Source organism: Micromonospora carbonacea (assembly GCF_014205165.1).
Classification (GTDB): Bacteria; Actinomycetota; Actinomycetes; order Mycobacteriales; family Micromonosporaceae; genus Micromonospora; species Micromonospora carbonacea.
In genome coordinates, this window is sequence record NZ_JACHMZ010000001.1 from 384,748 (window position 1) to 396,520 (window position 11,773).

Genomic DNA, 11,773 nt, shown 5'->3' on the forward strand with positions numbered 1-11,773 from the left:
CCCGTCGGTTCTATAACGTTGTACTCAACGCTGTAAAGGGGCGGCGGAGCGCCCGTGGCACCCGGCGGGGAGGCGGCGGTGCGACACAGGCTGAAGGACGTGGCGGAGCGGGCCGGCGTCTCCGTCAAGACCGTCTCCAACGTCGTCAACGGCTACCAGCACGTGCGGCCCGACACCCGGGCCCGCGTCGAGCGGGCCATCGCCGAGCTGAACTACCGGCCCAACCTGTCGGCGCGCAACCTGCGCAAGGGGCGTACCGGCGTGATCGCCCTGGCCGGGCCGGAGCTGGACGTCCCCTCCTTCGCCGAGTTGGCCCGGCACGTCGTCGCCGCCGCCGCCGAACGGGGCTGGACGGTCCTGGTCGATCGGGCCGGCGGCGGCCCCGCGCCGGGGCGGGCCGCCACCGGCATCGGCGACCACCTCGTCGACGGCCTGATCGTCGGCCCGTTGACGCCGACCGCCGGGCACCTCGCCGGCCGGGACGACGGCACCCCGGTGGTGCTGCTCGGCGGGCCCGGCGGCCCCGGCCCCGCCGACCAAGTGGCGACCGACGACGCGGCCGCCGCCCGCGCGGCCACCGCCCACCTGATCTCCCTCGGCCGCCGCCGCGTCGCCGCGATCGGCGCGCGGCCCACCCCCGAGGTGGCCGCCGCCCGGCTCCGCCTCGCCGGCTACGCCGCCGCGCTCGCCGCGGCCGGCATCGCCCACGACGAGCGCCTCGTCGTGCCCGCGCCGGCCTGGCGTCGCGCCGACGGCGCGGCGGCCGTGCGGCATCTGCTCACCTCGGGGGTACGCCCCGACGCCGTCCTCTGCCTCACCGACACCCTCGCCCTCGGTGCCCTGCGGGCGCTGCACGAGGCCGGTCTGCGGGTCCCCGGCGACGTGGCGGTGGCCGGCTTCGACGACATCGAGGACGGGCGCTTCTCCGTCCCCACCCTCACCACCGTCGCCCCCGACAGGGAACGCGTCGCGCGGCTGGCCGTCGCGCTGCTGGCCGACCGGATCGACGGGGACCGGAGCGCCCCGCCGCGCATGCTCACCGTCCCCTACCGGCTCGAACCGCGGGAGAGCACGCTGGGCCGCTGACCCCGCCCCGGGCGTCGGTTCGTCCACATGCGACAGTCGTGCCACGGGCTGCCGCCGAACGGCGGATGGGCGCGGTGACGGCGGGTCGCGATGATGTGGCGGCACGTGGGGACGAGCAGACCAAACTGGGGGCGAGATGAGCACCGATTCGAGCTGGGGCGACTACCTGTCCGCTGACACCGCCGGCACGGACGCCGGCATCGCCACCTTCGACCAGCCGCTGGTCGAGCCGGTCGCGGTCGAGCCGGTGCTGCCCGAGCCCGTGGTGGACGTCGTCGAGAGCGAGTTGGCCGGCGCGGCCGCCGACCAGGACTGGTCGGCCTGGCACGCCGACAGCGGCGACCAGTGGGCCGACTCGGCGCAGGACTGGGTCGACTACGCCAACGAGAACCTGGCCGCCGGCAACACCGACATCGCCGCCAGCGCCTTCGACACCGCCGCCAACCACGCCGACCTGGCCGACGGCAACTACGACGTCTCGTTCGACTACGCCGCCCAGGCCGGCACCCACCTGGACACCGCCGTCGCGGAGGTCGCCCCCTACGACACGTACGACGCGGGGGCGGGCTTCGACGCCGGCACGAGCTTCGACATCGCGGAATGAGCTGGGCCGACGACAACGACCCCGGCAGCCGGCCGCAGCCGGCCGTGCTGGCCGCCGAGGCCGGCCGGCTCGCCGCCGGGGCGGAACGCCGGATCGCCGCCCCGGCGAGCGCGGTCCGGCAGCACCTGCTCCGCGCCGTCCGGGACCTCGGCTTCGACCTGCGCGCCGAGCAGCTCAGCCTGCTGGAGGCGGTCCGCGGGTCGAAGCTCGGCGGGGTGACCCTCTCCGCCGCCCGGGTGCCCGTCCTCCTCCGGGTCGGTCTCGAAGCCGACGCGGCCGGGACCCGGGTCACCGTCCTGCTGGCCGACCGCTGGGTCGGCAAGGTGGGCCGGAACTGGGGCCTCACCTCCGTCTACGTCGAGCTGTTCGGGTCCGTCCTCAGCGCCGTCGACGGGGTGCTGGGCCGGCTCGACCCGGCCGCCGCCGCCACGTTCGCGCCCTGGTGGCGGCAGACCGGCCCCGGCGACGTGGCGATCATGCAGAACGCGGCCGGCATCGCCAACCGGGCGGGAGCGGTGCTGTCCCGGCACGCCTCCCGCCTGCTCGAAGGGGACGTCGCCACCCCGCGCCGGGCGTCGGTCAGCCGCGCCGGCACCGAGACGTTCGCCTTCGAGACGCCGCAGGCCGTCGCGGAGGTGCCGGCCGAACTGGCCGACGGCATGCTGATGGTCGGCACCCTGGTGGCCAGCCGCCCCGACGGGATGCCGCCCCACCTGGTGGCGCAGGTGCGGTCGCTCGTCGTCCGGATCGAGGAGCACCTCGCCGCGGTCGCCGGCACCGCCGGGGCGGCCCCGGCCGCCCGGTTCACCGTCGACCCGGCGGACGTGCCGGTGGTGACCTTCCTGCACCAGCAGGCCCGGATCCGGGGCATGCTCCCGGTGCGGACCCTGCGCACCTGCACCACCTGCCGGCTGGAGAAGGTCACCAACCCCGACCTGGAACGGTTGCAGGAACGCACCCGCCGGACCCGGGACCTGGCGAGCAGCATCAGCGCGGTGGTCACCCCGTACGTGCTGGCCGGACGGCTGGTGCAGCTCAACGGGAAGGGACCCAGCTTCGCCTGCCCGCGCTGTCAGGGCATGGACGCCGACGAGACGGTGGTGACGTACTGCCAGCGGTGCGGCGACCGGCGGGCCGAGACGGCCCTGCGGACCTGCCCGAAGTGCCAGTTCGACTTCCGCAGCCTGCTCGCCGGCGACAAGCCTTGGCAGCCGCGCGCGACGCAACCGACGGGCGTGGCCGCCACCCCCACGGTCACCACCGCCGTCGCCCCGGGACCCGCCCCGGGGCCCGTGCCGCCGCCCGTGCCGCCGGCCGCGACCGCCGCCCCGTGCCCGCCGGCGCCCGCCGCGCCCCGACGGGTGGATCCGGAGGCGGAGCAGTGGCCACGCCCACCGGGGTACGTGCCCCGCTGACCGACGTCGGCCCGGCGGGGCCGGGGCACCCGGGCCGGGCCGACGCCCCCGTGTCAGGCGAAGAAGCGGGCCAGGTGCGGCTGCTCCGGCGCCGGGTCGTCCGCGCCCAGCGGGGTGAGGTCGGCGAAGATGCTGGCGCCGTCGCAGCCCACGTGCAGGGGAAACCAGCGCGGGGTGCCCGGCGGGCGTTGCAGGCAGATCCCCTTGACCGTCTGCACGTCCAGCAGCCGCACGTGGGTCGGGTCGGCCACCGCGTTCACGTGCCCCCACCAGGGGCTCATCACGTGCAGCACCCCACCCGGGCGCAGCACCCGGTGACACTCGTCCACCAGCGGCAGGAAGTCGATCAGGTGCTCCAGGATGTGCACCGCGAACAGCACGTCCACGGAGTCGTCGGCCAGCGGCAGCGACCCGGACAGGTCGGCCACCGCGTCCACCCCCGGGGCCGGGTAGATGTCCAGCCCCAGGTTCTGCGGGTACTGCTTGGTGCCGCCGCAGCCCAGGTCCACCACGACCGGGTCGCGGCCGGCGACCCGCACCCGGCACCAGACGCCGAACACCCCGGCGAGCCGGCCGACCAGGCCCCGCACCAGGCGCAACTGCGCGGCGTCGGCGACCTCCCCGGTCAGGTGGGCCACCCCCCGGTCGAAGCGCACCCGCACCGCCACGTCACGCAGCCGGGCGTCGTGGGCGGCCTGATCCGCCCACGCCTCGGCGAGGAACTCGTCGACCGCCCGCAGCCGGTCGGCCGAGGGCGCGGTCAGGACCGTCGCGACCATGGGCCACCTCCGGTGCGCCGGTACCCGGCTGGGCGGGCGATATGCCCCGGCCGGGCGGGATCCCCCGAAGGGGGACGAGCCGTCAGCCGGTGATCCGCCGGCTGCCCCGCCCCGCGCCCCGGATCCGTTGCCGGGGCGGCGCGACGGCCGTCTTGGGCCGCTTGAGGTGGTACCGGTGCAGCTCGCTGCTGCCCGGCTGCGACGGGTCCTCGCTCATCCCGACCAGCTCCCAGCCCTGGTCGCCGGCCCGGTTCAGGTGCGCCAGCGCCGTATCCCCGTACGGGGTGACGTCGACCATCGAGCCGTCCGGGCCGTACCAGATGAACACCAGCTCCCAGCCGACGTCCGTGCTGGCCGCCTGGCGGCGTCGGACCAACAGCGCGTACTCCCACTTGAGCATGGAGTCATTGTCACCCCGCCGACCCCGGTCGGCACGCCGTCGGACCTGGCGATCCGCCCCGCGTCGGGCGGCGCGACCCGGCCGCCGTCAGTCCTCGGCGACCCGGCCGGCGTCCACCCGCACCCGGCGGTTGACGGCCACCGCGTCCAGCATCCGCCGGTCGTGCGTCACCAGCAGCAGCGTCCCCGGGTAGCTGGCCAGCGCCGACTCCAGCTGCTCGATGGCCGCCAGGTCCAGGTGGTTCGTCGGCTCGTCGAGCACCAGCAGGTTCACCCCGCGCCCCTGCAACAGCGCCAGCGCCGCCCGGGTCCGCTCGCCCGGCGACAGCGACGCCGCCGTCCGCAGCACGTGGTCGGCCCGCAGGCCGAACTTGGCCAGCAGCGTCCGCGCGTCCGCCGGCGACAGCTCCGGTACGGCCAGCCGGAACGCGTCCAGCAGCGGCTGCTCGCCGAGGAACAGCCCCCGGGCCTGGTCGACCTCGCCGACCACCACCCCGGGGCCCAGCGAGGCGTGGCCGGCGTCCAGCGGCAGCCGCCCCAGCAGCGCGGCGAGCAGCGTCGTCTTGCCGGACCCGTTCGCCCCGGTGATCGCCACCCGGTCGGCCCAGTCGATCTGGAGGGTCACCGGGCCGAGGGCGAAGCTTCCCCGGCGTACCACGGCGTCGCGGAGCGCGGCCACGACGGCGCCGGCGCGGGGCGCGGCGGCGATCTCCATCCGCAGCTCCCACTCCTTGCGCGGCTCCTCGACCACCTCCAGCCGCTCGATCAGCCGGTCCGTCTGCCGGGCCTTCGCCGCCTGCTTCTCCGACGTCTCCCCCCGGTGGTGCTTCACGTGCTTGTCGCCGTCGGTGGCCTTGCGGCGGGCGTTGCGCACGCCCTTCTCCATCCACGCCCGCTGGGTGCGGGCGCGCGCCTCCAGGGCGGACCGGGTGTCGGCGTACTCCTCGAACTCGGCGCGGGCGTGCCGGCGGGCCACCTCCCGCTCCTCCAGGTACGCCGCGTAACCGCCGCCGTAGTGCCGGACGAGCTGCTGGTGCAGGTCCAGCTCCAGCACCCGGGTCACCGTGCGGGTCAGGAACTCGCGGTCGTGGCTGACCAGCACCGTGCCGGCGCGCAGCCCGGTGACGAAGCCCTCCAGCCGGTCCAGCCCGGCCAGGTCCAGGTCGTTGGTGGGCTCGTCGAGCAGGAACACGTCGTAGCGGCTGAGCAGCAGCGAGGCCAGTCCGGCGCGGGCCGCCTGGCCGCCGGACAGGGCCGTCATCGGATGGTCCAGGTCGACGGTGAGCCCCAGCTCGGCGGCCACCTGCTCGGCCCGCTCCTCCAGGTCCGCCCCGCCCAGGCCCAGCCAGCGCTCCAGCGCCTCGGCGTACGCGTCGTCGGACCCGGCCGACCCGGCCGTCAGCGCCTCGGTCGCCGCGTCCAGGGCCGCCTGGGCGGCCGTCACCCCCGTCCGGCGGGCCAGGAAGTCCCGCACCGTCTCCCCGGGCCGGCGCTCCGGCTCCTGCGGCAGGTGCCCGACGGTCGCGGTGGGCGGGCTCAGCGTGACGCTGCCGGCCTCGACGGGCAGCAACCCCGCGAGGGTACGCAGCAGCGTCGACTTGCCCGCCCCGTTCACCCCGACCAGGCCGACCACGTCGCCCGGGGCGACCACCAGGTCCAGCCCGGAGAAGAGCAGCCGCTCGCCGTGCCCGGCCGCGAGATCCTTGACCACCAATGTCGCGCTCATCAGCACCCGAGCCTATCCACCGCGCTGCGCGCGTAAGGAAGGGCACCCTGTTAACGCCTTTTGTATAGGAAGGGCCCCTTCCTAACACCTCGCCCGGTCGCAACTTCCTGTGGCGGAACACTCGCGGTCCGGCCGGTGTTGTGCCAGCGTCGGATCAGGTGCCGGCGCGAGACGAGGAGGTGGGTCGATGGACCTTCTGGCGGACTACCGACGGGCGACCATGTTCTTCGAGATGGGTGACGCGTCCGGGGCGGTGCGGCTGCTGGAGCCGATCGTCGAGGCCGAGCCCGGCAACTCCGCGGTGCGGCAGTTGCTGGCCCGCGCCTACTTCCAGACGGCGCAGCTCAACCGCGCCGAGGAGCAGCTGCGCGAGCTGGTCGACCGCGACCCGAGCGACCACTACGCGCACCACGTGCTGGGCCGGACGCTGGAGCGGATGAACCGCCCGACGGACGCGCTGCGGCACCTGCGCATCGCCGCCGCGATGTACTCGACGAACACCGACTACACGACCGCGCTGCGCCGGGTGGAGAACCGGGTCAGCGGCGGTCACTGACCGCGCCGCCGGGGGAGGGCAAGGCGCGCTCTCCCCGGCGCGCTCTGCCTCCGGCCGGGTGTCCCCATCCGCCGTGCGGCGGGCCTACCATGGGCTGCCATGGGAGTCGCGCAGGTGGTGGAGGCGGGATGAAGCTCAAGCTGGACCTGCACGAGATCTTCAACAAGGGTCACGACATCGACCGCGCGCTGCGGGGGATCATGGACGAGGCGGTGGCGAAGAAGGCCACCCTCGTCGAGATCATCCCCGGCAAGGGCTCCGGCCAGCTCAAGAAGCGGGTGCTGCGGTTCCTCGACCAGAAGGACGTCAAGCAGCTCTACCACCGGGTGGAGAAGGACTCGAAGAACTTCGGCCGCCTCTTCGTCCACTTCCGCTGGAAGTGATCACGGACTGGCGCTGCCTTGACCGGGGCGGCCCTACCCGCTCCGGGGCGCGCGGACGAGGTCCGCTGCCAACAGGCTGGGAGGCGCGGCGGGGCGGGGCGTAGGAGGATGCGCAAACAGGGCAGCGACCGCCGGGTGGAGTGTGACTTCCGCCACTAGCCTTGTCGGGGCTGCCTGGTGGTGTCCGTTAGAAGCGCTTTGTTCTATCCCTCGGCGCGATTCAAAGATCAACATGCGGGGGATTGGCGAGCCTCGCGTGTCGCCTGTTACAAGGGCCCTTAGACTGCCTTATGGCATTCATTACCCTCGCGTACCGCGAGCCCGACCACAGCATCTTGTCCTCCGGCTTCGCGCAGGACAAGATCTCCAGAAGCAACCACGCTCGCTGGGTGCTCCGCCAGTAGCGCGCGAAATCTGCCTCCACTTCTCACCAAGAGATTTGCCTTGCTGTGCTAACGGCAAGGTCGACTTACGGCAGCCTTGTTCGCGCCCCTCAGGAGTTCTGATTGAGCGACAGTATGGCCCTGGTTGTTGCCATATCAGGAATGGTGATAACGGCCATTAGTCTGGTTCCCAGCATACTTAGCACGTTCTACGCTCGCCGGCAAACCCAACCTCAGAGGAAGCGGTTGTCCGTCTCCATTGTCGCCCCAGCGCCGCTGCTCAACCATGAGTCGATACCAGGCGTAAAAATGGAGGTGGTGATCGATGGAAGGCCCATCAAAGATCCCTGCGTTATCGTGATCAGGGTGGCAAACTCTGGTCGCCTGGCAATCAAGAGTGACGACTTCGACCGGGGTAGGCCAATCACCTTCGCGCTCGGTGTTCCGATCGTCAAGTTGTTGGAGGTGTCGACCGATCCGCAGATATCGGCGGTACCGGACGTCTCGCAGGGCGAGCAGTGCATCATGATCGGGCCGGACCTGATTCATCCCGGCCATTCAATTATCGTGCAAGCACTCACGAGTGGAGAGCCAAGCGCGGCTCTACCGGAGCACCATCTCATCGATACCATCGTTGAGCGGGCCCCCGAAGGAAGCCCGTATCTGTCGCCGCATAGCCGCCTCAGCCTCGTCGCCTCGGGAATGGGCGTTGTCATCGCAATTGCCGCCCTGCTTAGTGACTATTTCGGATTCAGGGTCGAATGATCCAATGGTCTAGCTGGATCCGCGCAGGCTCTTGAAGTCGACGTGCGGGAAGGGGTGTGGTCGACCTTCACGGTCGGCCACACCCCCTTTCTCAGGGCCCCAGGATCCGAGGAGGTCCGATCGGGGCGCACCGACAGTTCGAGGCTGCCTCGCAGTTCCCGCGCTGATGGTCCTAAGCGAGGTGTGCGGACCGTGGCGGGCCATCCAAGCACGACTACTGCCCAGCTACGGCTGATGCCGCGCGAAGAGGAACGCGCCCTGCGTGCTCTCGTCCCGCTGGTGCAGCACCTGAGCCTCGACGGCGAAGCCGGCGTCGCGGATCCAGGCGCTGATCCGTTCGGGCGGGCGCCGGTGGACGTACACCTTCATCGGGTGGCCACCGTAGCCTTTCGTCTTGAGCCGGCAACCGTCGCCGACGTGGAAGCCGAGCAGCAGGACGCCGCCGGGGCGCAGCACCCGATGGAACTGCCCGAGAACCGCCGGGACCTCCTCGTCGGGAACGTGGATCAGGGAGAACCAGGCGAGGACACCGGCGGCGGAGGAATCGGTGAGGCTCAGGTCGGTCATGGAGCCGACCTCGAACCGCAGGCCGGGATGGTCACGCCGGGCGCGGTCGATCATGGCGGGCGAGAGGTCGATCCCGAAGGCGTCGACGCCGAGGCTGTGCAGGTGAGCGGTGATCCGCCCAGGTCCGCAGCCGACGTCCGCCACCGGTCCCGCGCCGCCGGCCCGCACCAGCTCCGCGAACAACGCCAGGATCCCCCGCTCGTACGGCGCGGTGGCGAGGGCGTCTCGCAGCAGATCGGCATAGCTCTCCGCCACCGTGTCGTAGGACACCCGAGTGTCGACGAGCCACCCCTGAGCAACCACGCCGGTCACAGTAGCCCGCCGGCCGGCACGGACCGGGACGACGTCAGGGGTTCGCCGGGGCCCGCCCGCGGAGGGATCAAGCCTGACCGCCCGGAGCGGGCGGGCCCCGGCGAACCCCACCCCGACCAGCAACAAGGGCAGGGCCTACAGCGGGTACGTGCGGGCCACCGCCAGCATCTCCGAGCTGTGCGAGCCGACCACCCCGACGTCCGCCGGCCGGGGCCGGATCCCGGGGACGCCGTCCAGCCCGTCGCTGGCGTCCATCGCGCGCAGCGCCGCCGGCCCGGAGCCGCCGGCCAGCACGAGGGTGACCTCGATCCCCTCCGGGGGCGGGGCGTGGAACACGATCCCGAAGCCCCAGGGGGTGCCGGTGGCGCGTCCGCCGGGGATCGCCCGGCCGGCCACCACCGCCGACTCGACCTCGGTCGCCCCGTCGACGTGCAGGGTGAGCAGCCGCACGGGCCGCTGCGGCGTGACCCGCACCCGTACGGTGCGCTGTTCGGAGGACCTGGTGTCGGCGAGGACCTCCAGCTTCGGCGCGGGCAGGTTCGCCGCCTGCGCCGGCCCGGAGCGCAGCTCGGTGTCGCCGAGCCCGGGGAAGTCGGCGACCGACGCCGCGCCGCCGACGAACTGACCCGTCCAGGGCTGGGGGTCGGTCTCGTGGCTGAGCCAGCGGGCCTGCCCGGTGCCGGCGTCGAGGGCGTACATCAGGTGGGTGGGCACGGGGTGGGCGGCGTCGAACCGGTCGACGGCGAGCCCGACCCCGGCGAACGCCGCCGCCGCGAGCCCGGCGGCGACGGCCGGGAGCGCGCCGGCGCGGCGGGCGCGGGCGGCGGCCAGGCCGCGCTGGCCGCCGGCCTCGGGGTGCAGCAGGTCCACCACGGGCAGCGCGGCCAGCCCGAGCAGCACCGCGAACAGCGCGGCGACGCCGCCCATCGCCATGCCGAGCGCCGGGAACAGCAGGACCACGGTCGGCAGCAGGATCACCACGGCCACCGCCCCCGCCAGGGTCGCCGCGAGCACGGGCCACGGGCCGTCGATCCGCACGGCGAGCGCGGTCAGCCCGGCCGCCGCGCCGGCCAGGGCGGGCAGGGTCGTCAGGTACGCCCCGCCGGGCACCAGTACCGCGAGCACGATCCCGAGTACGGCCAGCCAGCCCAGCCCGCCGATCGCGAGGGCGGCGGGGCCGACCCGGCGGCGGGTCAGCGCGTACCAGGTGAACAGGGTCGCGGCGGCGAGCGCCACCACGGCGAGGCGGTACCAGGTGGGCCGGTACGGGTCGAGCAGCTCGGCGTAGCCGGGCCGGACGGCGGTGACGCCCGCCCAGAGCAACTGCGCGCCCAGCGGCGCGACGACGATCGGCGCCAGGCCCAGCGCGAACCCGGCGGCGAGCCGCCCGTACGTGGTGCGGCCCCGCCGCCGGGCGAGCCAGCCGAGCGCGGCCACGGCCAGCAGGGCGGCCACGGCCAGCGGCAGGACCAGCCAGCCGGGGTAGCGGGCCAGCCCGCCGGGGACGGGGAAGTAGGTGGCGTCGTGGCCGGCGTCGAGGGCCTTGAGGTCGGCGCGGCCGAACTCGCGGGCGAGGCCGAGCGCGTTGTCGCCGTGCTGCTGGAGGCTGGCCCGGTCCATCGCGGCCGGGGTGTCCAACGGCGTGTGGTAGACCGCCCCGCCGTCGATGTAGGCGGAGTTGAGCCCGACGAAGCCGGCCCGGTCGAGGAACGCGGTGAAGTCGGTGTCGTTGGGCAGCGCCCGGTAGATCTCCACGGCGAAGGAGGTGCCGACGGGGTGCGGGGCGGCCCGGCCGAACACGTCGACGAGCTTCGCGTTGTCCCGGGACGTCTCGAACATGATCACCGGGCCGGTCGAGCCGCGCGCCTCCAGGTTGAGCACGACCCCGCCGTCGGCGGCGAGCGGGTGGTCGGCGGCGAAGGCCGACGCCCCGCACAGGCACGCCTCCTCGGCGTCGGTGAGCACGAACACGACGTCGTTGCGGGGGCGGGGGCCGGCGGCCAGCGCGCGGGCCACCTCCAGGATGGTGGAGGTGCCGGCGGCGTCGTCGTTGCCGCCGGGGCCGGACTGCACCGAGTCGTAGTGGGCGACCAGGAACACCTTGCCGGTGGGGTCGGTGCCGGGCAGCCGGGCGACGACGTTGCGGACCCGGGCCAGGGTCGACCCGGCGGCGGCCCCGCTGAGCTGGCCGGCCTCCCGGGCGACGGTGTCCTGCACCGTGGTCTCCAGCCCGAGGCCGCGCAGCACCCCCTCCAGGTGGGCGCGGACCTGGTCGTTGGCCGGGCTGCCGGCCGGGTGCGGCCGGGCCGCGATCGTCTCCACGTTCCGGTACGCCCGCGCGGCGCTGAACTCGTCGGCGGGGGCGTCGGCGGGGCGCGGGGCGGGGGTGTCCAGGTCGTAGGCGACGGTGCCGCCCACGGCGAGCAGGGCGGCGAGCGCGGCGAGGGCGGCGAGCGGGCGGCGGCGGGGGCGGGCCAGCGCCCGGTCGGCGGCGCGGGTGGGGGGCGGTGCGCCCACGGTGACTCCTCGGGGTGGGGCCGGGCCGGGCCTCGGGGTGGTGGGCCAGGGGTGGGCACCATCCTGCACCGCCGGTGCCCGCGGCGGGACTCCCCGGGGCAGAGGTCGGTTCCCCTCGGGGCACTTGTTCCCTTTGTCCCCACCCGGGGCGGCCGTCGTCGCCACCGAGGACGACCGGCGGCGACCCGGCCGTGCCGGGCCCGTCGTGTTGTGTGGGAGCGTTGTCTAATACAGGATCAGCAGGGCACTCGGAAGGAGCCCGACATCACCAGCGATCTCCC

The 11,773-nt window shown here is 74.0% G+C and carries 10 protein-coding genes and 1 pseudogene; 6 read left to right on the plus strand and 5 right to left on the minus strand.

Features of this window, described 5'->3' with window-relative positions; translation table 11 throughout:
- The first annotated feature begins 78 nt into the window (after positions 1 to 78).
- The 3 genes from HDA31_RS01740 to HDA31_RS01750 all read left to right on the plus strand — a co-directional run bounded on the left by HDA31_RS01740 (position 79) and on the right by HDA31_RS01750 (position 3,105).
- Positions 79 to 1,086, plus strand: a complete 1,008-nt coding sequence (locus HDA31_RS01740; protein ID WP_178066498.1) for a LacI family DNA-binding transcriptional regulator — start codon at positions 79 to 81, stop codon at positions 1,084 to 1,086.
- Positions 1,087 to 1,222: 136 nt separating this feature from the next.
- Entirely contained in the window at positions 1,223 to 1,690 is a 468-nt protein-coding gene (locus HDA31_RS01745; RefSeq protein ID WP_178066497.1) for a hypothetical protein, read from the plus strand.
- Positions 1,687 to 3,105: a hypothetical protein gene (locus tag HDA31_RS01750; protein WP_178066496.1), complete on the plus strand. Its 1,419-nt coding sequence runs from the start codon at positions 1,687 to 1,689 to the stop codon at positions 3,103 to 3,105. The genes HDA31_RS01745 and HDA31_RS01750 overlap by 4 nt, the downstream gene beginning before the upstream one ends.
- A gap of 53 nt (positions 3,106 to 3,158) precedes the next feature.
- On the opposite strand, the gene HDA31_RS01755 is transcribed toward HDA31_RS01750, so the two are convergent.
- The 3 genes and pseudogenes from HDA31_RS01755 to HDA31_RS01765 form a co-directional block, all read right to left on the minus strand.
- On the minus strand, positions 3,159 to 3,884 hold the full coding sequence (locus HDA31_RS01755; RefSeq protein WP_074472450.1) for a methyltransferase domain-containing protein: 726 nt from the start codon (positions 3,882 to 3,884) through the stop codon (positions 3,159 to 3,161).
- 154 nt (positions 3,885 to 4,038) lie between these two features.
- Positions 4,039 to 4,284 (minus strand): annotated as a pseudogene (locus HDA31_RS01760) (hypothetical protein); the annotation flags it as partial.
- A gap of 87 nt (positions 4,285 to 4,371) precedes the next feature.
- On the minus strand, positions 4,372 to 6,009 hold the full coding sequence (locus HDA31_RS01765) for an ABC-F family ATP-binding cassette domain-containing protein (RefSeq protein WP_178066495.1): 1,638 nt from the start codon (positions 6,007 to 6,009) through the stop codon (positions 4,372 to 4,374).
- Between the two features lie 187 nt (positions 6,010 to 6,196).
- Between HDA31_RS01765 and HDA31_RS01770 the strand changes: the two genes are divergently transcribed.
- From HDA31_RS01770 to HDA31_RS01780, 3 genes are all read left to right on the plus strand, one after another.
- Positions 6,197 to 6,565: a tetratricopeptide repeat protein gene (locus HDA31_RS01770; RefSeq protein WP_074472452.1), complete on the plus strand. Its 369-nt coding sequence runs from the start codon at positions 6,197 to 6,199 to the stop codon at positions 6,563 to 6,565.
- A gap of 128 nt (positions 6,566 to 6,693) precedes the next feature.
- Positions 6,694 to 6,948, plus strand: a complete 255-nt coding sequence (locus HDA31_RS01775) for a Smr/MutS family protein (RefSeq protein WP_030329768.1) — start codon at positions 6,694 to 6,696, stop codon at positions 6,946 to 6,948.
- A gap of 506 nt (positions 6,949 to 7,454) precedes the next feature.
- On the plus strand, positions 7,455 to 8,096 hold the full coding sequence (locus HDA31_RS01780) for a hypothetical protein (protein ID WP_178066494.1): 642 nt from the start codon (positions 7,455 to 7,457) through the stop codon (positions 8,094 to 8,096).
- 225 nt (positions 8,097 to 8,321) lie between these two features.
- On the opposite strand, the gene HDA31_RS01785 is transcribed toward HDA31_RS01780, so the two are convergent.
- Both HDA31_RS01785 and HDA31_RS01790 read right to left on the minus strand, forming a co-directional pair.
- Positions 8,322 to 8,966, minus strand: coding sequence for a class I SAM-dependent methyltransferase (locus HDA31_RS01785; RefSeq protein ID WP_178066493.1), 645 nt, complete (start codon positions 8,964 to 8,966; stop codon positions 8,322 to 8,324).
- Between the two features lie 144 nt (positions 8,967 to 9,110).
- Positions 9,111 to 11,492, minus strand: coding sequence for a M28 family peptidase (locus tag HDA31_RS01790; protein ID WP_178066492.1), 2,382 nt, complete (start codon positions 11,490 to 11,492; stop codon positions 9,111 to 9,113).
- Between the last annotated feature and the right edge of the window lie 281 nt (positions 11,493 to 11,773).